At 62.9% G+C, this 26,718-nt stretch carries 25 protein-coding genes; 13 read left to right on the top strand and 12 right to left on the bottom strand.

Annotated features, from left to right (window positions below; all coding sequences use genetic code 11):
• Nucleotides 1–148: 148 nt before the first annotated feature.
• The 8 genes from VME63_RS05280 (at nucleotide 149) to VME63_RS05245 (ending at nucleotide 5,257) form a co-directional block, all read left to right on the top strand.
• On the top strand, nucleotides 149–328 hold the full coding sequence (locus VME63_RS05280) for a hypothetical protein (RefSeq protein WP_325430983.1): 180 nt from the start codon (nucleotides 149–151) through the stop codon (nucleotides 326–328).
• A gap of 232 nt (nucleotides 329–560) precedes the next feature.
• Nucleotides 561–1,472, top strand: a complete 912-nt coding sequence (locus VME63_RS05275; protein ID WP_325430981.1) for a bestrophin family protein — start codon at nucleotides 561–563, stop codon at nucleotides 1,470–1,472.
• A 310-nt stretch (nucleotides 1,473–1,782) separates the two neighbouring features.
• Nucleotides 1,783–2,067 carry a hypothetical protein gene (locus tag VME63_RS05270; protein WP_325430979.1) on the top strand — a complete coding sequence of 95 codons (285 nt, stop codon included), beginning with the start codon at nucleotides 1,783–1,785 and terminating at the stop codon, nucleotides 2,065–2,067.
• Between the two features lie 135 nt (nucleotides 2,068–2,202).
• Nucleotides 2,203–2,460 carry an XAC0095 family protein gene (locus VME63_RS05265; protein ID WP_325430977.1) on the top strand — a complete coding sequence of 86 codons (258 nt, stop codon included), beginning with the start codon at nucleotides 2,203–2,205 and terminating at the stop codon, nucleotides 2,458–2,460.
• A 129-nt stretch (nucleotides 2,461–2,589) separates the two neighbouring features.
• Nucleotides 2,590–2,874 carry a hypothetical protein gene (locus tag VME63_RS05260; protein WP_325430975.1) on the top strand — a complete coding sequence of 95 codons (285 nt, stop codon included), beginning with the start codon at nucleotides 2,590–2,592 and terminating at the stop codon, nucleotides 2,872–2,874.
• A 441-nt stretch (nucleotides 2,875–3,315) separates the two neighbouring features.
• On the top strand, nucleotides 3,316–3,723 hold the full coding sequence (locus VME63_RS05255) for a hypothetical protein (protein ID WP_325430973.1): 408 nt from the start codon (nucleotides 3,316–3,318) through the stop codon (nucleotides 3,721–3,723).
• A 96-nt stretch (nucleotides 3,724–3,819) separates the two neighbouring features.
• Entirely contained in the window at nucleotides 3,820–4,047 is a 228-nt protein-coding gene (locus VME63_RS05250) for a hypothetical protein (protein ID WP_325430971.1), read from the top strand.
• A gap of 136 nt (nucleotides 4,048–4,183) precedes the next feature.
• Nucleotides 4,184–5,257: a DUF748 domain-containing protein gene (locus VME63_RS05245; RefSeq protein ID WP_325430969.1), complete on the top strand. Its 1,074-nt coding sequence runs from the start codon at nucleotides 4,184–4,186 to the stop codon at nucleotides 5,255–5,257.
• 47 nt (nucleotides 5,258–5,304) lie between these two features.
• On the opposite strand, the gene VME63_RS05240 is transcribed toward VME63_RS05245, so the two are convergent.
• From VME63_RS05240 to VME63_RS05225, 4 genes are all read right to left on the bottom strand, one after another.
• The gene (locus VME63_RS05240) at nucleotides 5,305–6,777 is read right to left on the bottom strand and encodes an ATP-dependent nuclease (protein WP_325430967.1); all 1,473 of its coding nucleotides are present in this window, start codon (nucleotides 6,775–6,777) and stop codon (nucleotides 5,305–5,307) included.
• 152 nt (nucleotides 6,778–6,929) lie between these two features.
• Nucleotides 6,930–7,661, bottom strand: a complete 732-nt coding sequence (locus VME63_RS05235) for an NrdJb (RefSeq protein WP_325430965.1) — start codon at nucleotides 7,659–7,661, stop codon at nucleotides 6,930–6,932.
• A gap of 184 nt (nucleotides 7,662–7,845) precedes the next feature.
• Nucleotides 7,846–8,307, bottom strand: coding sequence for a histidine biosynthesis protein HisIE (locus VME63_RS05230; RefSeq protein ID WP_325430963.1), 462 nt, complete (start codon nucleotides 8,305–8,307; stop codon nucleotides 7,846–7,848).
• Nucleotides 8,308–8,402: 95 nt separating this feature from the next.
• Nucleotides 8,403–10,550, bottom strand: coding sequence for an adenosylcobalamin-dependent ribonucleoside-diphosphate reductase (locus VME63_RS05225; protein WP_325430961.1), 2,148 nt, complete (start codon nucleotides 10,548–10,550; stop codon nucleotides 8,403–8,405).
• Nucleotides 10,551–10,901: 351 nt separating this feature from the next.
• Between VME63_RS05225 and VME63_RS05220 the strand changes: the two genes are divergently transcribed.
• The 5 genes from VME63_RS05220 to VME63_RS05200 all read left to right on the top strand — a co-directional run bounded on the left by VME63_RS05220 (nucleotide 10,902) and on the right by VME63_RS05200 (nucleotide 18,001).
• Complete coding sequence (locus VME63_RS05220; protein WP_325430959.1) at nucleotides 10,902–12,272, top strand: DegQ family serine endoprotease; 1,371 nt, start codon at nucleotides 10,902–10,904, stop codon at nucleotides 12,270–12,272.
• Nucleotides 12,273–12,465: 193 nt separating this feature from the next.
• Nucleotides 12,466–13,842 (top strand): LysM peptidoglycan-binding domain-containing protein, encoded by a 1,377-nt coding sequence (locus tag VME63_RS05215; RefSeq protein WP_325430957.1) that lies wholly within the window; start codon nucleotides 12,466–12,468, stop codon nucleotides 13,840–13,842.
• 28 nt (nucleotides 13,843–13,870) lie between these two features.
• Complete coding sequence (locus tag VME63_RS05210) at nucleotides 13,871–14,569, top strand: HAD family hydrolase (RefSeq protein WP_325430955.1); 699 nt, start codon at nucleotides 13,871–13,873, stop codon at nucleotides 14,567–14,569.
• Nucleotides 14,570–14,673: 104 nt separating this feature from the next.
• Nucleotides 14,674–16,050 carry a leucyl aminopeptidase family protein gene (locus VME63_RS05205; protein ID WP_325430953.1) on the top strand — a complete coding sequence of 459 codons (1,377 nt, stop codon included), beginning with the start codon at nucleotides 14,674–14,676 and terminating at the stop codon, nucleotides 16,048–16,050.
• 205 nt (nucleotides 16,051–16,255) lie between these two features.
• The gene (locus VME63_RS05200; RefSeq protein ID WP_325430951.1) at nucleotides 16,256–18,001 is read left to right on the top strand and encodes a M1 family metallopeptidase; all 1,746 of its coding nucleotides are present in this window, start codon (nucleotides 16,256–16,258) and stop codon (nucleotides 17,999–18,001) included.
• Here the strand turns inward: VME63_RS05200 and VME63_RS05195 are convergent.
• The 8 genes from VME63_RS05195 to mltB form a co-directional block, all read right to left on the bottom strand.
• Nucleotides 17,998–18,618, bottom strand: coding sequence for a DUF4126 domain-containing protein (locus VME63_RS05195; protein WP_325430950.1), 621 nt, complete (start codon nucleotides 18,616–18,618; stop codon nucleotides 17,998–18,000). The two genes, VME63_RS05200 and VME63_RS05195, sit on opposite strands and share 4 nt — an antisense overlap.
• Nucleotides 18,619–18,948: 330 nt before the next feature.
• Nucleotides 18,949–21,267 (bottom strand): carboxy terminal-processing peptidase, encoded by a 2,319-nt coding sequence (locus tag VME63_RS05190; RefSeq protein WP_325430949.1) that lies wholly within the window; start codon nucleotides 21,265–21,267, stop codon nucleotides 18,949–18,951.
• Between the two features lie 14 nt (nucleotides 21,268–21,281).
• A complete protein-coding gene (lipA, locus tag VME63_RS05185; RefSeq protein WP_325430947.1) occupies nucleotides 21,282–22,292 on the bottom strand; it encodes a lipoyl synthase in 1,011 nt (336 codons plus the stop codon).
• A gap of 8 nt (nucleotides 22,293–22,300) precedes the next feature.
• Nucleotides 22,301–22,969 carry a lipoyl(octanoyl) transferase LipB gene (gene lipB, locus VME63_RS05180; protein WP_325430945.1) on the bottom strand — a complete coding sequence of 223 codons (669 nt, stop codon included), beginning with the start codon at nucleotides 22,967–22,969 and terminating at the stop codon, nucleotides 22,301–22,303.
• A gap of 158 nt (nucleotides 22,970–23,127) precedes the next feature.
• The gene (locus tag VME63_RS05175) at nucleotides 23,128–23,418 is read right to left on the bottom strand and encodes a DUF493 family protein (protein WP_325430943.1); all 291 of its coding nucleotides are present in this window, start codon (nucleotides 23,416–23,418) and stop codon (nucleotides 23,128–23,130) included.
• Nucleotides 23,419–23,444: 26 nt separating this feature from the next.
• Entirely contained in the window at nucleotides 23,445–24,680 is a 1,236-nt protein-coding gene (locus VME63_RS05170) for a D-alanyl-D-alanine carboxypeptidase family protein (protein ID WP_325430941.1), read from the bottom strand.
• Nucleotides 24,681–24,745: 65 nt separating this feature from the next.
• Nucleotides 24,746–25,660, bottom strand: coding sequence for a septal ring lytic transglycosylase RlpA family protein (locus VME63_RS05165; protein ID WP_325430939.1), 915 nt, complete (start codon nucleotides 25,658–25,660; stop codon nucleotides 24,746–24,748).
• Nucleotides 25,657–26,697 (bottom strand): lytic murein transglycosylase B, encoded by a 1,041-nt coding sequence (gene mltB / locus VME63_RS05160; RefSeq protein WP_414648205.1) that lies wholly within the window; start codon nucleotides 26,695–26,697, stop codon nucleotides 25,657–25,659. Before mltB ends, VME63_RS05165 begins: the two co-directional genes overlap by 4 nt.
• Nucleotides 26,698–26,718: the final 21 nt, after the last annotated feature.

Here is a 26,718-nt window from a genome sequence, read left to right as displayed (position 1 = left end):
TACGACTGGGTGTCCACGCGCATCGATGCGATCCCAATGAAGTACGGCCTCACGCCGCCTTCGTGCTGGATGTGCGCCTAGCTGTGCCCTTGCCTGGGCCGGCCCGACTGGAAGTAAGCTAGAGCCAATTCAACGGGAGGGGAAGCTTATGCACATCATCGGGTTGTTTGCGCTGATCATCACGATCATTCCGCTCTGGCGGATCATTTCCAAGGCAGGCTATAACGGCGCGTGGGCACTGTTGGCCATTGTTCCGCTGGTCAACCTGATCATGCTGTACGTGTTCGCATTCAACACCTGGCCGTCAGAGCGCTCGCAGCCGCAATAAGCCCGGTTGAAACGGTACGAACGAAAAGGGCGGCCAGGCCGCCCTTTTTAATCAGCGTACGAGGACGCGCATGGCACCCGATGCCAGCGGCCCCATTGCCGGTGTATCCCTAAGACGCATCGGCGCCTCGACCGCTCGCTGCGCGCACCGGCCGCCCGTTGACCCGGCAACGCGGCCAAGCCGGTCTGTGGTGTAATTTCCCGCCTGTGCCCCGATTTGCGTCCTGCTCCGTATGATTGTCCGTCCCCGCCCCAACTGGTTTCGTCTGCTGCTGGTGGTCCGGGGTTCGGTACTGCCGATGATCTTGCCGCAGCTTTTGCTGACGCTGGCGTTTTCGCTGGCGGTAACGCTGCTGCATGGCCATGTTTTCGTGTGGAAGGTCTCGCTGACCTTCGTGCCGTTTTCGCTGATCGGCCTGACCCTGGCGATCTTTCTGGGCTTTCGCAACAACACCAGTTACGCCCGCTATTGGGAGGCGCGGGTGTTGTGGGGTGAAGTGCTGAACGATGCGCGCTCGCTGGCGCGGCAGTCGCTGACGCTGGTGGACGCACAAGACGGCAGCAAGGTGTTTGTGCATCGGCTGATCGCTTTCGTGCATGCCTTGCGCCATCAGCTGCGCGGCACCGACCCGCAGGCGGACCTTGCACGCTGGCTGTCCGCCGATGATCTTGCCGGCCTGCACGACGCCCGCTACAAGGCGTCGGCCATCCTGCTGCTGGCGGACCAGTGGTTGCGCGACAGACGGCTGGACGGCCAACTCGCTGCGCCGCTGGCGCAGGCGATGCAGCTGCACATGGGACACCTGAGCGATGCGCTGGGCGGCTGCGAGCGCATCGCCAGCACACCCATTCCCTTCACCTATGGCGTGATCATCCATCGCACGGTCTATCTTTACTGCCTGTTGCTGCCATTTGGCCTGGTCGACTCCATCGGGGCGATGACCCCTCTGGTGGTTACCTTTATTGCCTACACGTTCTTCGCGCTCGAAGCGCTCAGCTCGGAAATCGAAGAACCGTTCGGCACCGCGCCCAACGACCTGCCGCTGGATGCGATGTCCGAAGGCATCGAGACATCGCTGCGCGAATTGCTGGGCGAACGCAATCTGCCCGCCCCGCCGCCACCGCATAACTACATCCTGACCTGACGCTGGCGACTGTCGCTGTCGCCAATCACGATGCTGCAGTTGCCATGGCGCTTGCGCATGCGCGCAATCTTCTTCGCGTGTTCGACCATGCATCGCTGCGACCCACTTTGAACGCCCATTCAAACTGGATGACTCCGTTGCACCGTTGAAATGCGTCTGGGCAAACACCGGAATGGCACTGTGCCGCCCCCTAACTCCCGCCTAATTCTCCAGCCGTATCGTAAGCACTGTCGGGACCGCCACCTCGCGGCCACTTCTGCTTGCGAATAAAACCCACCAACGGCTTCAAACCCATTACTGGAGAATCATCATGAAAAGAGCACTTATCATCGGCCTGGTTGTCGGCATCGCCATGAGCGCAGGTTGCGTCGCCATGGCCGACGCGCCCGCCCCCTATGTGGACATCGGCTTCCGTCACGGCAATCTGCGCAACGCGCAGGAAAACATCGTGCAGGCATGGGAGCTGGTTGACCAGGCGCAATACGCCAACGACTACCAGCTGGGCGGCCACGCGGCCCGCGCCAAGGAGCTGCTGTTCGAAGCGAACCAGGAACTGCGCATGGCCGCCACCTCGGCCAACCACCATGGCTATTGAGCCACGCTCGCCAAAGCGCACCGGCAAAACAGGGTGCCTTCGCTAAAACGAAGCGCCCTGTTGCCCCACACCGCCTGCTTTCCCCGTCATAACGCGCACGCTACGCGGCGCAAGCCAAACGCGTGGAGAATTACCATGAGCCATACCCACAACGCTTCCTCGTGCCCGCAGCTCTACCTGCTGTCTGAGCAGGGCTACGAAGAACTGCAACACATCCAGGCCATGCTGATGCAGATGGCCAAGGTTTCCTACAACGAAAAGGACGCGATCCTGGCGATCCGCCGCGCAGACCTCTACTACTTCTTCGAGGAAATCAGCGCGCAGATCGGCGATGCGCTTGACCGCGTAGGCAACGAAAACCTGATCGGCAACCACCTGCCGGTACACGGCTAGACGGGCGCTAACTGCCACCTAATTCTTGGCGGCTATCGTGGTCTCGTCGGAACGAAAACGCCAACGGCGCCTTTCGCTTCCTCAACGAAAACACCCCGCAACGGCTTCCTTTCCTCTTGGAGAACCCTCATGAAGAAGCTCTTTTTCATAGGCATCCTGCTCGGTTCCATCATGACCGTGGGTTGTGCCACCGTCGCCGCCGAGCCTTCGCTCTACGTCGATATCGGCCCTGGCCATGGCAACCTGCGCGGCGCGCAGGAAAACATCGTCAGTGCGTACGACCTGGTCAACCAGGCCCAATACGACAACAACTACCGCCTCGGCGGCCACGCCGCCCGCGCCAAAGAGCTGCTGGCCGAAGCCAACGAAGAACTGCGCCTGGCCGCCGACACCGCCAACGCGCACGGCGGCTGATGCACGCTTGCCCCGAGAGGCAGGACAGGGTGTTTTTCCGTCAAGGCAAAGCACTCTGATCCTGCCCGTTTTTCCAAGGCTCACGCGTGGAATGGCGCCGAGGCATCGACGCGGCAGAAATGGGCTCCGGGGCTGCTCAAGCATTGAGCCGGATGTCCTTTTTTTGCATGCGGCCCCGGAAATCCTCGCACTTTATATAGAAAATGCTCCGGGCTCCGCTGACTGCGTTTGCAGACGACCGCAAAAGGATAGCCTTGATAGAGCAGGGAGAACGAAAGCACTGTCCCCCGACACGCTGCAGCCACCGCCTTCACGTTGCAGGGAAGAACCCTGACACCCCCGAAAAGCCATTTTGCGCAACCATGGAGACCACTTCATCCGGACCATGGCGCAAGGAAACTCATGCGAAGGTACGGTTTAAGGGTCGGGGACAAGTCCTCAATGGGCGGGATCGTTCTGGAGGGCGACATTCAATTTATTGGCGGGCACGTTGCGGCCGGCCATTCCGGAAAAGTGGAAATTGTGTTCCTGGCAGACTTCGTACAAGCCGGCGAAGCCTACAAACAGGAATATGGCAACCTATCCTTTGTCGATAAGGTCAAGAACTGGCGCAACAGTTTTATCGATCAAGTCGTTTTCAAGCACGACAAGCCAACGCCAATCCAACTCAGGACTGCGACACAGCTATGCAGCGTACTCAAGAGCGTGTTCAACATACGCGCGCTTGGAGGGCGCCGGGCATATAAAAAAATCGCCACCGACAAAGGGCGAGCGTGCCCTGGTGACTTGGGAATGGAAATCGTGAAGTTGCTTAGATCCGAACTAAAATTACTCGAACCCGGGAGGTGATCCGGCGTGAAATCATGGCCCGTCGTTACCGTTTCGGCTCTAGCAGGTACGTTGATGTTGGCCTACAGCGCGGGCACTGGATATTTTAGATCCCACATGGATCACGATGACCGCGTGATCTATTTCGTCAAGAAATCACTTACTTTTCGCCGCGAATTTATCAATCCCTTTGCGAACGAGGGAGATCCCCCGGCGATAGACAACATGCGTCCTGAAATTCGTAAAGAGCTTATCGATTACTGCCACTATGCGCACGGCTTGGTGCAAGCTGACTTAAGATCGCTGCATCGTTGCAGGGACCAGGCCATCGGAGATGCCAATTAGCAGAGTTGGCGCCACCTCGTGAATCCCTGCGAGCGCCCGTGCTGTCACGCCCGCTCCGAAGTGCGTAGCTGGAAGGCTTGCGCTAAAGTCGGGCAACTTAGCCCGCCATAGGCTTCGCGCCATGCATAGTGCGCACATGCGCAAACTAGGGTGGTCATTGCTCGCCTTGCTGTTGGCACTGGCGGCGCTGCGCCTGCTGCTGCCGGGCTGGATTCGCCGTGATCTGGACGGCCGTATCGCGAGCATGGGGCCGTATCACGGATCCATCGGCGAAGTGAACCTGCACCTCTGGCGTGGCGGCTACACCCTCCATGACTTGCGCATCGACAAGCTCGACGCGCCTGGCAAAGAACCTTTTCTCATCGCACCCCGCACCGAGTTGACGGTCAGCTTCGCAGCGCTGCTGCATGGCCGCCTGCGCGGCGACGTGGAATCCTACGATGCGACCGTCAATTTCATCGATGGCAAGACCGAGGGCGAACGCCAGCTGGGCAAGGGCGTCAACTGGAGCGACGAACTCAACATCCTGCTGCCCGTCGAGGTGGATCGCATCCGCGTGCACAACGGCACGATCACCTTCCGCAATGTCGCCTCCGACCCGCGCGTCGACCTCACCATGAACCACGTCGAGAGTACCGTTACCAACCTCTCCGCCGCCAAAAGCACCACCGGCAAACGCGTCGCCACCCTGGACACCACCGCCACCGTGCTTGGCGATGCACCCCTTGAAACCCACGCCACCTTCGACCCCGCCAACCGCTTCGGCGACTTCGACTACCACATTCGCATCACCCACATTCAACTGGTGCGCGCCAACGCCCTCGCGCGCGCCTACACGGGCCTGGACTTCGCCGGCGGCACCGGCGACTTCACCATGGACCTCAAAGCCAGCAACGGCGAACTGAAAGGCGAAGCGCAGCCGGTCTTCAAAGACCTGAAACTTTTCAGCTGGAAAAAGGATGTGGAGGAAGAAAAGAAAGGACCGATCAAGCTGCTCTACCAAGCCGCCGCGCAAGGCGTGGCGTCGCTATTGAAAGCCCCATCGTCGAACGACCAGATCGTGACGAAAGTGCCCATCAGCGGGCGTATCGGCAACAGCCAGATCGGCGGGTCGCAGGCGATTTATGAAGTGCTGCGGCATGCGTTTGCGGAGGCGTATAAGGAGCAGCTTGAGCATTTGGAGCCTTCGCCCGATGCTTCAAAGCAATGACATATTGCTGAGCGCCTCAAGTATTCGACAAGATATCTGCCTCTTTACTATTGCGAGTCGAGCTTCGTCTTCACAACCTTCGCGAGCTTTCCGCAATACTCGTTATTTTGCCTAACCCAAAGCGCAAAAAATGCACCCCTCACAATTGACTCCGGGATGAAACCAATCTTTATACCTAATTGAATAAAGAGGAGGTGGGGATCGCGGTTTGTGCTAATAACCTCATTAACTGCTCTAAACACCAAATCTTGTGCCTCGGGCGCCCGCTGACACGACACCGTCAAAACAGCCAAGTTCTCATTTAACTGCCCTTTGATCGACTCGTAAACGGTCAATTCAGGCTGACCACCCGGCAGCCTCAGAATCCCATCTTCAACATCCTCCGTCTGCCTTGAATCCCCATCAATCACACATAAGGAGGAAAAATTTATCGCTGGATTAGCTGCGTGTGCTCGATGAGTAGCAACGGCATTGCCATCCCCAGCTACTGCGTGCACCTCAATTTGCTCGTAATCGGACTGTAACTTCTCTCGTAAGATCGTGTCGACCCAATGCTTAGCAAATTCATCTTCCACAAAAATTGCCAGCTTTTTATCAACACGCCCAGACACTGCTCTAAGCGAGTCAACTGATAATTTTCCCTGGCGTAACTTCCCATCAATACATGCCCAAATTGCCTCATTGGGAAGTGGTGACAGTGCATAGTCACTGTGAGTAGTAAATATGGATTGGATCGACTTTCTACTCGCAACTTCGATCAGGTACTCCACCATGCGTCGCGTAGCAACTGGATGGAGGCCATTTTCAATCTCCTCTATCAAAATCATAGAATTTTCTGGCGCGCTCTCTATCTCGGCGATCATCCTTATGATGGACGACTCACCAGCGCCAAAGTGAAACTCTGAGTAACGACTACCGCCGGAGTGACCAACCAAGAAACTGTCGTCGTGACCTAAGTCTGTAATCTCAAAATCGGTGACCGGCTTTCCAAGGATGTGCTCCACTTGGCGAGCTACCCTCGAGTCAAGCTTCTCAAGGCTATTCTTATGCACGTAAGTTGATCTCATCAACTTCTTGTATTTTGCTTTTTCACCAGCAGGAACTGTTCTTTCGATTCCAAAAAAGAATACGTTACGGTCCGCAACCTCGCCGCGTACCCACTTCGCTTGGCGAAAACTGCTCGTCCTCCTTACGGTCTGCTTGGGATTAAGCATTTTGTCCACGAGCTCATATTCCGCTCTCCAACCTGACATCGACTCATCACCAATGGCGCTTTTGGGGAAGAACAAACCGGGCTTAATAGGCTTATAGGCACACCCGGCAACACCAAGCACAGAGGACTTGCCACTTCCATTAGGACCAATGAGCGCAGTAACTGGAAAGTCAAAGCTAATTGACTCGTCATTGAACCCGCGTACCTTGCCTATATTTGCCTTCAGCAAATACTTCCCGTAGTCAGACTTACGGACTTTATCCAACAATTGGATTTTGGTGGACTCTCGGATTTCGCTTTTTTCCACGGTAATGCCCCGAATGAATGTGCATTTCCACTAACGACTGGAGGGTTAGGCGCTCAGCAATCCTTTTTCTTAATTTATTCCCATCAACTCTATTCGCAACAAAATAAAGGGCGGCATCGCTGCCACCCTATTCTTTCCGCTTCGGCGAATGTTCAGCCGCACTTGCTATATCCGCAATTCAAACAAGTCTGGCACCCATCCATCAGCACCAGCGCCTTGGTGTTGCACTTGGCGCACAGGGTCGCACCCGGCGGGAAGCCGGCGGAGTCGTTGGTGTCGGCGTCGGTGGGGCTTAGCTCAGTTTTTTTTTGAGCGGACTGTTCGTAGGCGGCGCGTTTTTCGGCGATGAGGGCGCGCTGGCTGTCGCTCATCTCGGGGTCGTGGATAAGGCCGATGTTTTTCATGTGCTGCTCGATCACCGCGCCGATCTCGGCGACGATGCTGGGCATGTACACGCCGCCGGCCTTGAAGTAGCCGCCGCGGGGGTCGAAGACGGCTTTCATCTCTTCGACCAGGAAGGTGACGTCGCCGCCTTTGCGGAATACGGCGGAGATGATGCGGGTGAGCGCCACGATCCACTGGAAGTGGTCCATGTTCTTGGAGTTGATGAAGATCTCGAAGGGGCGGCGCTGTTCGTATTTGGTACCGGCGTTGAGCACGATGTCGTTGATGGTGACGTACAGGGCGTGCTCGAACAGCGGCGACTTGATCTTGAAGGTGGAGCCGATGAGCGCCTCGGGGCGCTCCACGCTCTCGTGCATCTGGATGACTTCGGCAACCGGAGCCTCTTTGGGCTCGACGGCGGCGGGGGCAACGGGCACGGCTTTGTCCTCGGGCCCGACGACCTGGTAGCCCTTGATCTTCTTTTCAATCTTGATCGTCATGTGCGGTGGTCCTGAGTGGGGCGGTGCGCGCGGTGCTTGGTGCTTTGGGTCTTGGACTTTTTACGCCTGGCAGCGCAGGGGGCGGCGAGGCTTCGGTGCCCCTCACCCCAGCCCGCTCCCCGAGGGGGAGAGGCGGACAAAAAAACATCCGGCCCGGTTCGCACCGGGCCGGATGCTTTATTGCTTACTTCTTGCGGGCGGCCTTCTTGGCGACTTTCTTGGTCGCCTTACGACCGGCCTTCTTGCTGGCAGTGGACCTCTTGACCGCTTTTTTAGCGGCTTTCTTCACGGCCTTTTTGGCCGTCTTCTTACCGGCGGCCTTTTTGGCCGTCTTTTTGCTGCTGACCTTCTTTGCAGCTTTCTTGGCCGTCTTCTTCACGGCCTTCTTGCTGGCTTTCTTGGCGGCGCCCTTCTTGGCGGCTTTTTTGGCGACCTTCTTGGCAGCCTTCTTGGCGGTCTTCTTGCCGGCAGCCTTCTTCACCGCTTTCTTCGCTGCCTTCTTGGCGGGCGCGGCGGCCTTGGCTTTCTTGGCTGCCTTCTTGCGGCGGGCCTTCTTCGGTGCAGCCGGAGCAGCCTCAGCGGACTCCGCAGCTGCCGGTGCGATCAGATCTTCTTGATGAACTTCGAACTCGGTATCGATGGACATGCGGGTATTCCCCTCCGGACGTTTGTTATGGAACCAGCGCTAAGTGTATTACGGTGTGAGCGAAACGTAGCGCGATTTCGCGTTACATGCCACAACTAGAACTTGCCGTAATAACCTTCCTTCAAGGCATCGAACAAATTGGCGGCGGTGTGCATCTCGCCGTCGTACTCCACTTCTTCGTTGCCTTTCAGTTCCACAACGCTACCGTCTTCCAATTCGAAGCGGTAGAGGGTGTTTTCAAGGTCCGCCTCTTTCACCAGCACGCCCTGGAACGCGGCGGGGTTGAAGCGGAACGTGGTGCAGCCCTTGAGGCCCTGTTTGTAGGCGTAGAAGTAGATGTCTTTGAAGTCTTCGTACGGGTAGTCGGTGGGTACGTTGGCGGTCTTGGAGATGGACGAATCCACCCACAGCTGCGAGGCGGCCTGGATGTCCACGTGCTCCTTGGGCGAGATGTCGTCGGCGGCCACGAAGTAGTCGGGCAGCTTGGCCTTGGGGTCGTCGCTCAAGGGCATGGCCTGGGCGTTGATGAGGGCGCGATAGGCAAGCAGCTCGAAGCTGTAGACCTCCACCTTCTCCTTGGTCTTGCGGCCCTCGCGGATGACATTGCGCGAGTAGTGGTGGGCGAAGCTGGGCTCGATGCCGTTGCTGGCGTTGTTGGCCAGCGACAGCGAAATGGTGCCGGTGGGCGCGATCGAGCTGTGGTGGGTGAAGCGCGCGCCGACTTCGGCCAGCTCCTTGACCAGGTTGGGCGCCACCGAGGCCACGCGCTGCATGTAGCGGCTGTACTTGGCGTGCAGCACGCGGCCGGGGATCAGGTCGCCGGCCTTGTAGCCGTCCTCGACCATTTCCGGGCGCTTGCGCAGCATGTCGCCGGTGACGGTGTAGTTTTGGGCGAGCACCGGTGCGGGGCCTTTTTCCTTGGCCAGGTCCAGCGCCACTTCCCAGCCGGCGACGGCCATTTCGCGCGAGACGTCTTCGGTGAAGGCCACGGCTTCGGCGCTGCCGTAGCGCATCTTGAGCATGGTGAGCGTGCTGCCCAGCCCCAGGAAGCCCATGCCATGACGGCGCTTGGAGAGGATCTCGTGGCGCTGCTGCTCCAGCGGCAGGCCGTTGATCTCCACCACGTTGTCCAGCATGCGGGTGAAAATTTTCACCACGTCGCGATATTCGTCCCAGTCGAAGCGCGCCTTGGGGCCGAACGGGTCGCGCACGAAGGTGGTGAGGTTGATCGAGCCGAGCAGGCACGAGCCGTACGGCGGCAGCGGCTGCTCGCCGCAGGGGTTGGTGGCGCGGATGTGCTCGCACCACCAGTTGTTGTTCATCTCGTTCACCTTGTCGATGAGGATGAACCCGGGCTCGGCGTAGTCGTACGTCGAGACCATGATCATGTCCCACAGGTGGCGCGCGCGGATGTGGCTGTAGATCTTGCAGGCGACCAGGCCGTCTTCGCGCTCGACGTAGTTTTCGTGGGTGGGCCACTCGCGCCATACGACCTTGGCGGGGTCGTCGAGGTCGATGTCGTCGCGTTCTTTGACATGCACGGGGAAGACCAGCGGCCAGTCCTGGTCGTGCTCCACCGCCTGCATGAAGCCGTCGGTGATCAGCAGCGAGAGGTTGAACTGGCGCAGGCGGCCGTCTTCGCGCTTGGCGCGGATGAATTCCTTCACGTCCGGATGACTGACATCGAACGTGCCCATCTGCGCGCCGCGCCGGCCGCCGGCCGAGGAGACGGTGAAGCACATCTTGTCGTAGATATCCATGAACGACAGCGGGCCGCTGGTGTACGCGCCGGCACCCGACACGTACGCGCCGCGCGGGCGCAGGGTGGAGAATTCGTAGCCGATGCCGCAGCCGGCCTTCAGCGTAAGGCCCGCTTCGTGCACTTTCTCCAGAATGTCGTCCATCGAGTCGCGGATGGTGCCGGACACGGTGCAGTTGATGGTGGAAGTGGCCGGCTTGTGTTCCAGCGCGCCGGCGTTGGAGGTGATGCGGCCGGCGGGAATCGCACCGCGGCGCAACGCCCACAGGAAACGCTCGAACCAGTGTTCGCGCAGGTCCGGCGTGGCTTCCACTTCCGACAGGGCACGCGCCACGCGCTGCCAGCTGTCGTCGATGGTGGCGTCGACCGGTTCACCGGTTTTGGTGCGCAGGCGGTATTTCTTGTCCCAGATGTCCTGCGATGCGCTCTGCAGCGGAATCGCGGCGGCGTCGCGGGCCATGGTTGGTGCACGCAAGGTGCTCATCGGATTCCTGACCTCCCGGTATGGCCTCACGGCCCCGTTGGTGTCTTATGGCTATGTCGGCGCCGGCCGAGCGGGAAACGCCCCGTCGGTACCCGGTCCACGCTCGGTGCGGACCAGGCTTGGCATTATTTCGCGAACAGCGGCAGCCCCTCCTGACGTTATTCACACGGGTACCAGTTCTTGGGTGTTCAACCGGTACCGGCACACAAGATATTGTGATTGCAAACCTATGGAAACGTTACCCCCGCGAAGGTGCGATGTAAAGTGCTAACTGTGTCCCACTGGCCGGGAACCGTCGGCCAGGTGTCGAGTCGAAGAAATCTGACTTGCGACTGCCGCCCAGGAGACTTCATGTCACGCCGTTTCCTTCCGTGTTTTTCCGCTGCTCTCGCCATCGCGCTATGCGCGGGGACGATGCAGGCCTCCGCCTCGATACCGCCGTCGGTGGATGGGCAACCGCTGCCTTCGCTCGCGCCGATGCTGCAGAAAGTGACGCCGGCGGTGGTGAACATTTCCACCAAGACGCACGTGCGCGTGAACAACCCGTTTCTCAACGATCCGGTGTTCCGGCAGTTCTTCGGCTTGAGCGGCGTGCCGCGCGAGCGGGTGGAGCAAAGCCTGGGCTCGGGCGTGATCGTGGATGCGGCCAAGGGCTACATCCTTACCAATAACCATGTGGTGGGCGGCGCCGACGACATCACGGTGACCTTGCAGGACGGGCGCGATTTCAAAGGCAAGCTGGTGGGCACCGATCCGGCCACCGACGTGGCTGTGATAAAGATCGACGCCACCGGCCTGCAAGCATTGCCGATCGCCGATTCGAGCCAGTTGCGGGTGGGCGATTTCGTGGTGGCGGTTGGCGATCCTTTCGGCCTGGGCCAGACGGTGACGTCGGGCATCGTCTCGGCGTTGCAGCGCTCAGGGCTGGGCGGATCGAGCTTCCAGAATTTCATCCAGACCGATGCCTCGATCAATCCGGGCAATTCCGGCGGCGCCCTGGTGAATTTGCGCGGCGAGCTGGTAGGCATCAACACGATGATCCTCTCGCCGTCGGGCGGCAATGTGGGCATCGGCTTTGCCATTCCCACCAAGATCGCCAGCGACGTGATGGCGCAGCTGATCGCGCACGGCAAGGTGAGCCGCGGCAATCTCGGCGTGCAGACGCAGGACATCACGCCCAGCATCGCCAAGCTGCTTGGCCTCAAGGACAGCAACGGCGCCGTGGTGACGCGCGTGATGCCCGATTCCACCGCCGATCGCGCGGGCCTGCAGGTGGGCGATGTGATCCGTTCGCTTAACGGCGCGCCGCTGGAAAACGCCGACCAGCTCAACAACGCCGAAGGCCTGCTGCCGGCGCAAAGCACGGTGACGCTGGGCGTGCTGCGCCATGGCGCGATGCGGCAGGTCACCGCCACGCTCGCGCCGGAGAAAATCGCCACGATCGACGGCGCCAAGCTCGATCCGCGCCTGGCCGGCGTCACCTTCAGCGATCTCAGCGACGAACAGGCCAGCAGCGGCACCACCGGCATCCTCGCAAGCACGGTGCGCCCCGGCAGCCGCGCTGCGCAGGCCGGGCTTTCCTCGGGCGACCTGATCGTGGGCATCGGCAACCGGCGCATTGACAGCCTGCGCGACCTGCAGGGCCTGGCGGCGGCGCGGCCGCGTCAGCTGGTGCTGCTGGTGGCCACCCAGGATGGCCTCAACTACGTGGTGATTCAGTAGCTTCAGCGGCGGGAGCGCGCACCAATGTGCGCTCCCGCTAACACCCGTTTCATGCAAATACATGAACGCACTTGATGTTTTAGCTTGATGTTTTGGCTCCGGACCGCTGAAATACAGCAACTCCGTCACTGCGTACACGCCATGTTGACGGCACACTTGCATCACTTAGCCACTTCGTAGGTCGCCCTTCCCCATGCCTGTACGCATCACCCGCCTGCTTTCCGCCGCCCTGATCGGCGCCGCGCTGTCCACCGGTGCCATCGCCGCCACGCAATCGCTGATCTGGCGCGGCGACGTGGTCACCGCCAACGGCATCGTCAAGGGCATGGCCAAGGCCTGGCAGTCCGCGGGCAAGGGCACGATCCAGCTGCAGCCGTTCAACACGGCCTCGGGCCTGGATGCGGTGGCCAGCGGCGCGGCCGATCTGGCCGGCAGCGCGCGCGGCAGTTCCGGCAGCGCTACCGACAGCGGCCTCACCTTTACGCCGGTGGCGTGGGATGGCCTGGTGCTGGTGACCAGCCCGTCCAATCCGGTCAGCAACCTCACGCTGCAGCAGGTGCACGACATCTACTACGGCAAGATCACCAACTGGCAGCAGGTCGGCGGCAACGACGCGCCGATGGACGTGTTCGCCGTGGCCAGCCCCGGCGATGGCGTGGAATTCAGCCTGCGCAAGCTGGTGTTCGGACGCGGCAGCCAGCCGGTGGCCGCGCCGCGCCTGTACGTCAACACCACGCAGCTGGAGCAGTCGGTGATGCTCGATCCGCGCGCCTTCGGCGTGACCACGCTGTCGAGCGTGGCGGGCAATGCCAAGATCAAGATGCTGCGCATCGACGGCGTCGCGCCGAGCGTGTCCAGCGTGGCCAGCGGCGCGTATCCGCTGTTTACCCAGCTGTACCTGGTGACCAACCCCAACAGCCCGAACGCGGCGGCGGCGAAGTCCTTCATCGATTTCGTGGAAAGCCCCAAGGGCGATGCGGTGCTGCGCGCACATGACCTGGTGCCGTACCTGGGCTCGCCGCTGATCGCGATGGACGCCCCACGCCGCAGCCGCCTGCTTGCCGAAGTGGGCGCGCATGCCAGCGCCGAACCCACCTATGCCGCCGCTCCCGCCGCGGTTCGCCCGGTGTTGCCGGTTGCCGCCGCACGCGTGGCCGCGGCGCCCAAGCCCGCGCTGAATGCGGTAAGCGGCAGCGTGGTGAGCGAGCCGGCCATCAGCAGCTTGAAGGGCGTGCGCGGCGATGCGTTCACCGAGGCTTCCGCCGGCAGTCGCGGCACCGACTTCGCCAAGGTCACCGCCGACGTCTACGTGAGCTACGCCAGGGTGGTCAAATCGACCGCCAAGGTCGGCAAGGCCACCGAGTCCACCGGCAAGAAGGCCGAGTCGAGAAAGATCGCCAGCGCGTCCAAGACGGCGGCCCCGATGTCCACCTACCGCGTCGGCGCGGGCGAAACGCTGTATTCGATCGCGCGCAAGCACGGCGTGGAGGTGGCGCAGATCCGCAGCTGGAATCACCTGAAAGACAATACCGTGCGCACCGGCCAGGTGCTGCGCATCGCGGCGCGCTGAGCGCACCGTGCCCGGCAGGGTGCCGCCGATGCGCATCCTCGCGCTGACCATCGATCTGGACGACACCCTGTGGCCGGTCATGCCGGCCCTGGAAAAAGCCGACCGCGACCTGGACAACTACCTGCGCCAGCACTATCCGCTGGTTGCCAAGACCTGGCCGATCGCGGCGATGCGCGAGCTGCGCGCCAGCGTGGCCGCCGAACGGCTCGATCTGGCGCACGATTTCACCGCGCAGCGCTACATCACCATGCAACGCGCCTTCGATGCCTGCGGCATCGCCGAAGCACCGCTGGATGCACTGTGGGAAATCTACGCCAGCGCACGCAACAGCGTGGAGCTGTATCCGGACGCCCTGCCCGCGCTTGACCGCTTGCGCACCATGCGTCCGGTGGCGAGCCTGACCAACGGCAACGCCGACCTGGAACGCATCGGCCTGCACCGGCATTTCGCCTATCACATCGCCGCGCGCGACATCGGCGCGGCAAAACCCGATGCGCGCATTTTTCATGCGGCGTCCACCCTGCTGAACGTGGCGCCGGAAAACATCCTGCACATCGGCGACGATCCGGAGCTGGACGTGGTCGGCGCGCGCGAAGCGGGATTGCGCACCGCGTGGATCAACCGCCCCGGCCATCCGTGGCCCGGTGCGCTGGGCGCCGCGCCCGACCTGGATCTGCGCGACCTGGCCTCGCTGGTGCAATGGCTTGAGCTGCAAGCCGCCGATTGATCGGGCCACGCACGCCGGCCCGTTTTGAACCGCCCTGGAAAAGCGCGCATCATGTGCGGCTATAGATCCCCACAGGCGCATGCCAGGCATGCGTAAGGAACCGCATGTCCGCCCTCGCCGAACTCCGCTCCAGCCGCCACGCCGCCACGCCCATGGAGGCCACCGACACCGCGCATCTTGCCGCCGCACGCAAACGCCTGAGCGCCGCGCAACGTGCGTGGCTGGACGACAACGGCTTCGATGCCCGCCCCGGCAGCATGTGCGCGTTGCCGGATGCGAGCGGCAAGCTGGCGCGCGTGCTGGTCGGCGTGGATGCGCACGATCCGCTCTCGGCGCTGGCCGCGCTGCCCATGGCCTTGCCCGTGGGCGACTACGCCATCGCCGCCGAAGGCGTCGCGCTCGATACGCAGCTGGCGGCACTCGGCTGGGCGCTGGGCGCGTATCAGTTCACGCGCTATCGCAAAGCCAAGCGCGCGCCCGCCACGCTGGCCGTGGATGCCAAGACGCTCGCCGCGCTCAAGCCCTTGGTCGAGGCGACGCAGCAGGTGCGCGACCTGGTCAACACGCCCACCGAAGACATGGGGCCCAAGCAGCTCGCCGAGGCGGTCAAGCAGTTGGGCAAGGCGCACAAGGCCAAGGTACGCGAGTGGGTGGGCGATGAATTGCTGGAAGCGAATTTCCCCACCATCCACACCGTGGGCCGCGCCAGCCATCGCCCGCCGCGCCTGATCGAACTGAACTGGGGCAAGGCGTCGGATCCGAAACTGGTGGTGATCGGCAAAGGTGTTTGCTTCGACAGCGGCGGCCTGGACCTGAAACCTTCCGACGGCATGCGCTGGATGAAAAAGGACATGGGCGGCGCCGCGCACGCGATCGCGCTTGCCGGCCTGATCATGCAGGCCGCACTGCCCGTGCGCCTGACCCTGCTGATTCCCGCGGTGGAAAATGCCGTCGCCGGCAATGCGATGCGTCCGGGCGAAGTGGTCATCACCCGCGCCGGGCACAGTGTGGAGATCGACAACACCGATGCGGAAGGCCGCCTGGTGCTGTGCGATGCGCTGGCCTACGGCGCCGAACAGCATCCGGAACTGATCATCGACTTCGCCACGCTCACCGGCGCGGCGCGCGTGGCGCTGGGCCCGGACCTGCCCGCGCTGTTCGCCAACGACGACACCGCCGCCGACGCCGTGCTCGCCTGCGCCAGCGCGGTCGCCGACCCGATGTGGCGACTGCCGCTGTGGCGCCCGTATCGCAAGATGCTGGAATCCTATCTGGCCGATTTCGCCAACGCCGGCGCGTCGCGCCATGCCGGTGCGATCACCGCCGCGCTGTACATGGAGCGCTTCATTCCCGAAGGCATGCCCTGGCTGCACCTGGACACCTACGCGTGGAACGACGCGGACCGCCCCGGCCGCCCGCGCGGCGGCGAAGCGATGGGCGTGCGCGCGCTGTTCGCCTATCTGAGCAAGCGCTACGCCTGAAACGCGCCGTATCAAGGCCCTGCCCTGCGTGCAGCGGGAAGGGCCGGGCCGCACGCAAAATCCCTCCGGATCTCTTCCTGCCTTGCGAAAGCGGCAGCGACGCAACGTCGCCGGTCGCCTTCGGCCATGCCATGACTTTCGGCTTTGTCAGGGCTTGCCGGAAACTGTCAGGATGCCGGAGTTTCCACGGCCACGAAGGATGTCCATGCACACCCTGCGCCCCACCCTGCTCGCCGCCTGCCTGGTGTTCAGCCTGAGCGGCCATGCCGCCGACGCCACCGCCCTGCCCCAGCAGCCACCGCTGACCACGCTGACGGAAAACTCCGGCGGCACCATGCCCGCCGAACAGAAGCGCGTGCATTTCGATCATGCGGAACTGCATATCGCCGTCGATCCGTCCACGCAGAGCATCGACGCGAGCGCCACGCTGACCTTCACCGCGCGCGCAGCCACCGACGTGCTGTTGCTGGACCTGGATCGCAACCTGCCGATCAGCGCCATCGAAGTGGACGGCAAGCCAATCCAGGCCAAGGACTGGAGCAATCCCCAAGGGCGCCTGCGTATCCAACTGCCGCACGTGCTGGCGAGCGGCGACAAAGTCTCGGCCACGGTGCATTACGCGGGGCGTCCGCACGTAGCCAAGAGGGCGCCGTGGGATGGCGGCTTTGTCTGGAGCCACACTCCCGACGGACAGCCCTGGGTGGGCAGCGCGGTCGAGGGCGAGGGCTGCGACCTGTTCTGGCCATGCATCGATCATCCGCAAGGCAAGCCGGATCTGGTCGATCTGTACGTGACCGTACCCAAGCCGCTGGTCGCGCCCGGCAACGGCGTGCTGATCGGCGTGAGCGACGAGGGCGACAAGCGCACCTATCACTGGCGCGCCAAGCACCCCACCACGTATGCCATTTCGATCAACGTCGGTCCGTACAAGGAACTCACCGGCCAATACCACAGCCGCTACGGCAACACGATCCCGCTGCAGTATTGGTACCTGGACGGCGAAGACGCACAGGCCAAGGCCTTGTTCGCCCAGTTCTCGCGCATGCTGGCTTTCAACGAGGCGTATATCGGCCCTTATCCGTTCGGCGACGAAAAAATGGGCGTGGTGGAAACGCCCTACTTAGGCATGGAACACCAGACCATCAATGCCTACGGCAACCACTACGCCAAGGACGGCAACGGCTTCGACTGGCTGCTGCAACACGAATTCGCGCACGAATGGTTCGGCAACCAGATGACCAACGCCGACTGGGACGACATGTGGCTGCACGAGGCCTTTGCCACCTACATGCAGCCGTTCTATGCCTGGTCGATCAGCGGCGACATCGGCTATTACAGCTGGCTGCACAACCTGCGCATGAGCCTGCACAACCGCCATCCGCTGGTGTCGGGCAAGAGCCAGGTCGAGGCGGCGGTCTACGACGACGTCACCGGGCCGGGCCAGGACATCTACAACAAGGGCGCGCTGATGCTGCACTCGCTGCGCGCATTGATCGGCGACCGCGCCTTCTTCGACAGCGTACGCCTGCTGGTGTATGGACGCCCCGATCCGAAGCCGGGCAATTTCGAGCCCCGTTACGCTTCCTCGCGCGATTTCATCGCCATCGTCAACAAGGTGACCGGCCGCGACCTGAGCTGGTTCTTCAACGTGTACCTGTATCAGGCCGCGTTGCCGAAGCTGGACGTCACCCGGCAAGGCAACACGCTCAACCTGCGCTGGATCGCACCGAACAACCTGCCCTTCCCGATGCCGGTGGAGCTGCAGGTGGGCGAAACACTGCACACGGTGCCGATGGACCACGGCACCGGCAGCATCACCGTCCCGGCCGATGCGCTGGTGGTGGTCGATCCGCATTCGAAACTGCTGCGCGACGAAGAGCGGGTCAACGAATTCCAGCAGTGGATGCAGCAGCAACGCGCAAACGGCAAGCGAAAAGGCGGCGATGACTAGGGCCCTGGCTTAACCGGACCGGACCACTTCGCCCTAACCTTGCCAAGCTGCCCGAAGATCATGCGCAGGCCGCGCACGATCTTCGGCAGCCACCAGCACAGCAGCAACAGGAACAGCGCCAGTGCGATCAACAGCGCCAGCGGGTGCTGCCACGTGAGATAAAGGATGCCGAGCATCGAAAGATCTTCGCCCGCGCTCGCGCTCCAATTGCTGACCGGCTCCGGCGAGGTGTTGATCAAGGCGCGCCCGCCGGACTTGGCCAGATGCGTGCCCGTGACGATGGCGCCGCCCAGCAAGGCCGCGGCGAACTGCACGTCGGCAGGGGAGTTCTTGAACACGCCCCACGCCAGCAGCGTGCCGGCGGGGATGCGGATGAAGGTGTGGATCCCATCCCACACGCTGTCGAACACTGGAATCTTGTCGGCAAGAAATTCGCCCAGCGTCAGCACGCCCGACACGATCAACACCCCGTTGTGGCTGAGTACCTCCAGGCCCGGCGGCAAACTCACGTAGCCCAGCCGCCCCAGCATGCCGGCCAGGAACAAAGTGGCATACAGGCGGATGCCGCTGGCCCAGGCCAGGCCGCCGGCGAGGGCGAGGTTGGGTAGGAGGTTCATGCCGGATGGCTCCTGCAGCAGGAGATGTTGCTGCATCCTCGCGCGAAAGTTGCCGGGCATCCACTCGTTCGAAAGGTGCGCGGGCATCACCCTTTGACCGAGAAGCTCCGTCATTCCGGCACAGCCCGCCATCCCGTGCACCGGTTTTTGATGCCGCCACGAGGCACCGTGGCAGGTCCGGACAACGCTATCGCTTGATCGGACGGCACCCGCTGGAGTGATGGGGGGGCTTCAAGACACAGCGACACATCCGCGCGGCACGGCCGCGAGTCGTCCCAAAAAAAAGCAGCGCCCAAGCGCTGCTTTTTGGGTTCGACCTGCCTAAACCGCTCAGTGCGTGCTGCTCGACGCCGCCGGGGCCACCGAGCCGCCGCCCGACTGGCTGGCGCCATTCTGCGTCTGCGTCGGCAGCGTCGAGGTGCCTCCCACTGCCGCCACGGTGGGGCCGTAGCCTTCCTTGCCGCCGTAGGGCAGCACTTCCTTGGCCAGCTTCGGGTTGCTGTCGATCAGGCCGATCGCGTCGTAGAGCACGTGCGCGGTCTCCTGCAATTGCGGATCGGGCGCCTTCTTGGCGTCGGCCTGTTCCTTCAACTCGCTCTTGAGGCTGCGCTCGTTGGCGTTGAGACCATCGTCGAGCTGGTCGTCGGCATCCACCTCGGCGGCGTCGTTGCCATCGATTGCCTTGTGGCGCGCGCGGAATTCCGCTTGCATCGCGTCCAGTTGCTTGCGCTCGGCTTCGCGCTGGGCGAAGTTGAGCGAGACAGTGGTACGGTCGCTGAGCTTCTTGTACGCGGCCAGCTCATCCAGCATCAACTGCCACGCAGGCGACTTGGCGTCGCGCGCTTCGTGCAATTGCTCAAGCTGAGGCAGGTAGGCTTTCATGTCGGCCACCGGCTTGTAGTCGGCCGGCGCGATCTGCGTCCACGGCAGCGCGTTGTCGTAGGTCGATTCGCCGAAATCCTTGTCGTCGCCATTGCTGGGAAACAGGATGTCGGGGGTGACGCCCTTCAACTGGGTCGAGCCGCCGTTGATGCGGAAGAATTCCTGGATGGTCATCTTCAGCGCGCCGAAGTTGGGCTTGCCGTTGGCGCCGGCATCGGAGACCAGCTTGTCCAGGTCGATCAAGGTCTGCACGGTGCCCTTGCCGAAGGTCGGCGAACCGATGATCAGGCCGCGGCCGTAGTCCTGGATCGCGGCGGAGAAGATCTCCGACGCCGAGGCCGTGCCACGGTTGACCAGCACCGCCATCGGCCCGCTCCAGGTCATCGGCGAGAATTCGTCCTTGCCCTGCGCTTGCACGACACCGCGCGCATCGCGCACCTGCACCGCCGGGCCCTGGTCGATGAACAGGCCGGTGAGTTCGTTGGCTTCATACAGCGAGCCGCCGCCGTTGTTGCGCAGGTCGACCACCACGCCCTGCACGCCCTTGGCTTTCAGTTCGCCCAGCAGCTTGGCCACGTCGCGGCTGGCGCTCTTGAAGTCCTTGTCGCCTTCGCTGCGTGCGCCGAAATCGGAGTAGAAGATCGGCAGTTCGATCACGCCGATCTTGCGATCCACGCCGTCTTCGTTGATGTCGATGATCTTGGACTTGGCGGCCTGCTCTTCGATGTTGATCTTCTTGCGCACCAGCGTGACCAAGATGTGCTTGCCGTCCGGCCCCTGATCGGCCGGCGCCACTTCAAGACGCACGATGGTGTCTTTCTTGCCGCGGATCAGGTTGACCACGTCGTCCAGGCGCCAGCCGACCACGTCCACGATCGGACCGGTTTCGCCCTGGCCCACGCCCAGCACGGTATCGCCCACGTGCAGCTTGCCGGACTTGATGGCGGGGCTGGCGGGCACCAGCGAAGCGATCTGGGTGTAGTCGTCGCGCGCCTGCAGCTGCGCACCGATGCCTTCCAGCGAAAGCTTCATCTGGATGTCGAAGTTCTCCGCGTCGCGCGGCCCGAGGTAATCGGTATGCGGATCGGTGGAGTTGGCATAGGCGGTCATGAAGGTCTGGAAGGCGTCTTCGCTGTCCAGCTGCCGCACGCGGGCGATGTAATTGCTGTAGCGCTTGTCCAGCGTCTTGCGGATCTCATCGTCGCTCTTGCCGGCGAGTTTCAGGCGCAGCCAGTCGTTCATGGTGCGCTTGCGCCACAGGTCGTTCAGCTCGGCCTGGTCCTTGGGCCAGTCGGCGTTCTTGCGATCGATGGTGTAGGTTTCGTTGGTGTTGAAGTCGAAGCCCTGCTTGAGCAGGCTGCGCGCGTAGTTCATGCGGTCGACCGCGCGCAGGATGTACTGGTTGAAAATATCGAACGGCGCGGACAGGTCGCGGTTCCAGATCGCGTCGTCGAGCTTGTCCTTGTACTTGGCGAAGTTCGCCATGTCCTGCTGCGTGAAGAACACCTTCTCCCCGTCCAGCAGCTTGAAGTACAGCGTGTAGATCTTCTGCGACATCGCATCGTCGAGCGGCTGCGCGTCGTAGTGGAAGCGGGTCAGGAAGCGCGCCGAGAGCAGTGCCGCATCCGCTTCGTTCTGGGTCGGTTGCAGGGGCAGCGTGGATTCCTTGCGCGGCTTGGTAGCCCCCATGTCGGCGGCCGATTGCGCCGACGCGGTGACGGTGACGCTGAGCGCCATCAGCAAGGCGAGCAGGGGACGAAAGATCATGGCGTGCTTTCTCATCAGGCGTGCTCGGCGACACCAGCGGCGTGCGCCTGCTGGTCGGCATGGTAGGAAGAACGGACAAGCGGGCCGGAGGCGACGTGATGGAAACCCATCGCTTCGCCGGCCACGCGCAGGGCGTCGAACTCATCGGGCGTCCAGTAGCGGACGACCGGATGATGGTGCGGCGTGGGCTGCAAGTATTGGCCGATGGTGATCATGTCCACGTCGTGCGCGCGCAGGTCGCGCATGGTTTCGATCACCTGTTCGAAGGTTTCGCCCAGGCCGAGCATGATGCCGGACTTGGTTGGTACCTCCGGATGCTGCGCCTTGAAGCGCTTGAGCAGGTCCAGCGACCACTGGTAGTCGGCGCCGGGACGCACTTCGCGATACAGGTGCGGCACGGTTTCCAGGTTGTGATTGAACACGTCCGGCGGGAATTCTTTCAGCACTTCCAGCGCGCGCTCCATGCGGCCCTTGCCGCGGAAATCCGGGGTGAGGATTTCGATGCGGATGCTGGGGCTGGCGTGGCGCACGGCGCGGATGCACGCGGCGAAGTGTTCGGCGCCACCGTCACGCAGATCGTCGCGATCGACCGAGGTGATCACCACGTACTTCAGGCGCATGTCGCGAATGGTCTCGGCCAGGCGCGCCGGCTCCAGCGGATCGGGCGCGGCGGGACGGCCGTGCGCGACGTCGCAGAACGAGCAGCGGCGCGTGCACACGTCGCCGAGGATCATGAAGGTGGCGGTGCCCTTGCTGAAGCACTCGTGGATGTTGGGGCAGGAGGCCTCCTCGCACACCGTCACCAGCGCGTTCTCGCGCAGGCGCGCCTTGAGCTGCTGCACGGCATTGCCTTGCGGCAGGCGCACGCGGATCCAGCTCGGCTTGCGCAGCGTGGGTGTGGTGGCGTCGAAGCCGGCACGGTTGAGCGCGATCTTGTCGTTGCCCAATTGCTTCTCGGCAACCGGCGTGCCGCTGACGACGCTGATCGGAATGGTCTTGGTGGGTGAAGCGGTCGTATCGCTCATGTAAAAAGTCAGACCGCCACGCGAGCGGGTAGTTCGGGAATGATGGGAGCAGCCGGTTCGGCGCCAAAGTCGAACTGCCGGCAGAACTCACCGATCAGCACATCCTCAACGTCCGACAGCCGCGACGGACCGCCCAAGTCTAGCACCTGCGTGACGGCCAGATCCTTGTAGCCACAAGGATTTATGCGATGGAACGGTTCCAGGTTCATGTTCACGTTGAAGGCCAGGCCGTGGAAGCTGCAGCCGCGCCGCACGCGCAGGCCCAGCGCCGCCACCTTGGCGTCGGCCACGTACACGCCCGGGGCGCCTTCGCGGCGTACGGCCTGGATGTTCCAATGCGCCAGCGTATCGATGATGGCCTGCTCGATGCGGCACACCAGCTCGCGCACGCCCACGCCCGCGCGACGCAGGTCGATCAGCGGATAGGCCACGATCTGGCCGGGTCCGTGATAGGTCACCTGGCCGCCGCGATCCACCGGCAGCACGGGAATCTCACCGGGCGCCAAGACGTGCTCCATCTTGCCGGCCTGCCCCAGGGTGAAGACCGGGTCGTGCTCAAGCAGCCACAATTCGTCGACGGTCGCGGCGGTACGGTTGTCGGTGAAGGCGCTCATCGCCTGCCAGACCGGCGCGTAAGGCTGGCGGCCCAGGCGGCGAATTTTCAGCGGTGGGGACATGGATCGCTAGCCTGCATGGGAATGGAGCCCAATCTGTGGCCGGGCCCGGGAGCTTGCAAGTGACGGAAGTCCTTGGCTTGCGCTCCCGCTCCCCCCATGGGAGAGCGGGAAAAACTCGCCCCGGCATTGCCCTGGCAGGGGAAAGGCGACGCCGCGCTTCACAAAGTGAAACGGATATCCGGATCGGCGCGCAGCACGCTGTGCGCCAGGTCGTACTGCTCGCGCGTCTGGCAGCGGAAGCTGACGGTGACGGAGAGGAAGTTACCTTCGCGTGAATGCTTGTGCCGCACGGTTTCGTGCAGCACATGCAGGCCGATGCCCTCCAGCAGTTGCGGCACGCGGGTCTTGAGGTCAGCGCTGGCGTTGCCCATCGCGGTAATCTCGAACTCGCCGGGAAACTGGAAACCCTGGCCTTCCTGCTGCGCCTTGATGTCGCCCAGGTCTTTCATCGGCTTAACTCCGCTTGCCTCAACGATCACTTTTTGCCGCTGCCGTGGAACCACAAGAGGATGGTGTCCCACAGGCGCTTGAAGAAACCGCCCTGCGGCGCATCGTTCAGCGCGACCAGCGGCACGTCCTCGATGGTCTGGCCATCTTCGGTGACATGCAGCGTGCCCACCTGCTGACCCTTCTTGAACGGCGCGATCAGGGTGTTGGGGATGTCCATGGTCGCCTTGAGCTTGCCGTAGTCGCCGGTCTTCACCGTCACCAGCACGTCCTGTTCGACGCCGAGCGGCAGCTGGTCGTCCTGGCCCTTCCACAGGCGCGGCGTGGCGAGCGCCTTGCCCGCTTCGTACAACTTGTGCGTTTCGAAGAAGCGGAAACCGTAGTTGAGCAGCGCCATCGCCGAATCCGCGCGCGCTTTTTCGCTGCTGGCGCCCATCACGATGGCGATCATGCGCTCGTCGCCGCGCTTGGCCGAGGCGTCCAGGCAGAAGCCGGCTTCGGCGGTGTGACCGGTTTTCACGCCGTCCACGCTGGGATCGCGCCACAGCAGCGTGTTGCGGTTACCCTGCTTGATGCCGTTCCACTGGAACTCCTTGATGGCGGAGATCGCGTAGTCGTCCGGGTAATCGTGGATCAGCGCGCGCGTGAGGATGGCCACGTCGTGCGCGGTGGTGTAGTGGTTGTCGACCGGATAGCCCGATGCATTGACGAAGTGGCTGTTCACCATGCCCAGCTGCTTGGCGTAGGCATTCATGAGGTTGGCGAAGGTCTCTTCGGAACCGGCGGTATGCTCGGCCAGCGCGATCGCGGCATCGTTGCCGGACTGGATGATCATGCCGTACAGCAAGTCCTTCAGCGGTACATCGCTGTTGAGCTGCAGGAAGCTGGTGGAACCGTCGGTGCCCGCGCCACCCGCGCGCCAGGCGTGCTCGCTGATGTGCACCTGGTCGGTGAGATGGATCTTGCCCGAGGCGATCTGCGCGGAGATCACATAGTCGGTCATCACCTTGGTGATCGAGGCCGGCACCACGCGCATGTCCGCGTCCTTGGACGCGAGGATCTGGCCGGTGGCGTAATCCATCAGCACCCAGCTCTTGCCGTCCACATCCGGCGGTGGCGGCACCGGCACCTGCACGGCCGCCGGCGAGGGTACCGGGTTGGGCACCGGCTTGGGCGGGAGCGGATTCTGCTGGGCGATCGCGCTGGCGCCAAACACCAGGCTGGCAGCGGCAAGAACATGCAGGGAGCGGCGGAACAGATTCATCGTGGTCTTACATCCGTTTTTTGCTTGGATCGCGGCACACGCGGCGCCGCCAGGTTGGAAAACGCTCAGTCTACAGCGACCTGCGGGTGCGGCAGACCCATTTGTTCGATCTGTGAGGTGACCCGGTCGGCCGCGTCCACATCGGCCAGCGGCCCGACCCTCACCCGGTGCACGAGCCGGCCGCCTATGTTGGCATCGACCACCTGCACCGGAGCGAAATTGGCCACGCGCAACTGCTCGGCGACGCGCTCGGCGTTGGCCGGGTCGCTGAACGCGCCAACCTGCAGGTAGATGCCCGGCGGATGCTCGGGCGTGGCCGTCACCACCGGCGGCGGCGGAACCGCCTGCTCGGGCGGCGCGGACGGATCGATGCCCTGCACTTCCACCAGGCCCGTGCCCTTGGGCCAGATGCCGATCTTCACCGCGGCGGCGTAGGACAGGTCGATCACGCGATCCTCATGAAACGGACCGCGATCGTTGACGCGCACGATCACGCTTTTGCCATTGGTCAGGTTGGTCACGCGCGCGTAGCTGGGCAAGGGCAGCACCTTGCTTGCGGCGGTGAACTTGTACATGTCGTAGTCCTCGAGGTCCGAGGTCTTGTAGCCGTGAAATTTGCTGCCGTAGAACGAGGCGATGCCGCGCTCGTCGTAGCCGCGCGCCGAGGGCAGCACCCAATACGTGTGGCCCAACACGGTGTAGGGCGAGCGGTTGCCGTACAGCGAGCGTGGCTCGACCTTCGGCACGGGCTCGGGCAGGTTGCTGACGTCCGGTGGCGGACCGTCGGGAACGCTGTCGCTGTTGCTGCGATAACGGCTGTTCTGCGGCAGGTTGGTGTCGTCGCGGAAACCGCCGCTACCGGAGTTTCCGCTGCGCGCGTACGAAGACGACGAGGACGCCCGCGTGCCGGAGTGGCCGCCGCATCCGGCCAGCAGCAGCGCGGTCGCAAGCAGCCACGGCAGGCGCCACGCCGCCCTCATTGCGCCGGATGCTCGGGGCTGTTGGCGCCTGCGGCGATCGCCTGCGCAAGCTCGTGCACCGCCAGCGCATACATCGGGCTGCGGTTGTAGCGGGTGATCACGTAGAAGTTCTGGAAGGTGAACCAGTATTCGGGGCCGTTGGCGCCTTGGTAGGTCTGCACGCTGCTGAGCGCACCCGGATCGAGGTGCTGCAGCGGACCGTAGCCCCATGCTTCGAGCTGCTCCACCGTCCACTGCGGGGTGGAGTCCTTCACGTTGAGCGGCCTGGCCGCCGCGTCCGGCTGCGCGGGCGCTGCCACCGGTCCGCCGGCCACCCAGCCGTGCTTGGCGAAGTAGTTGGCGACGCTGGCGAAGATGTCGGGCAGCGAATTTTTCAGGTCGATGCGCCCGTCGCCGTCTTCATCCACGCCGTAGTCGCGAATGCTGTCGGGCATGAACTGTCCCCAGCCCTGCGCGCCGGCATAGGAACCGGTGAGCGTGTCGAGGGGACCGGCGAGCATGCTGTCGGGCAATTCCAGCAGGGTTTTCAGCTCGCCACGGAAGAACGCCGCGCGTGGCGGGTAATACAGGCCCAGCGTCACCAGCGCGTCGAGTACTTTGTAGTTGCCGGTGTTGCGGCCGTAGAAGGTTTCCACGCCCAGGATCGCCACGATGTACTCGGGCGGCACGCCGTATTGCGCGCCGATCTTCTCCAGCAGCGCGCGATGATCGCGATAGAAATCGATGCCCGCATCGATGCGCGCGGGCGTGATGAAAATGGGCCGGTACTCGCTCCACGGTTTGGCTTCGGCGGGACGGCTGATCGCATCGAGAATGCTCTGCTGTTTCTTCGCACCGTCGAGCAATGCGTTGAGCGCGGCGGGATCCTTGCCGGTGTCCTGCACCACTTCCTGCACCAGTTGCGCCTGGCCGGGATGTTGATCGGCCCACGCCGGCGCGGCGGCCAGCAACGACAGCAAAAGCAGTATCCGCGAAGGACGAAAAAAGCGTGGCCTTAAGGCCGGCGGCGGGGTGGTTTTCGCTGTCTTGATCGGCATCGGCCACAGCGTAGCATGCAA

The sequence above is a fragment of the Dyella sp. genome (genome assembly GCF_035503745.1).
GTDB lineage: Bacteria > Pseudomonadota > Gammaproteobacteria > Xanthomonadales > Rhodanobacteraceae > Dyella_B.
The sequence above is the reverse complement of the archived record's forward strand: the minus strand, read 5'-3'. Positions and strand labels throughout refer to the sequence as shown.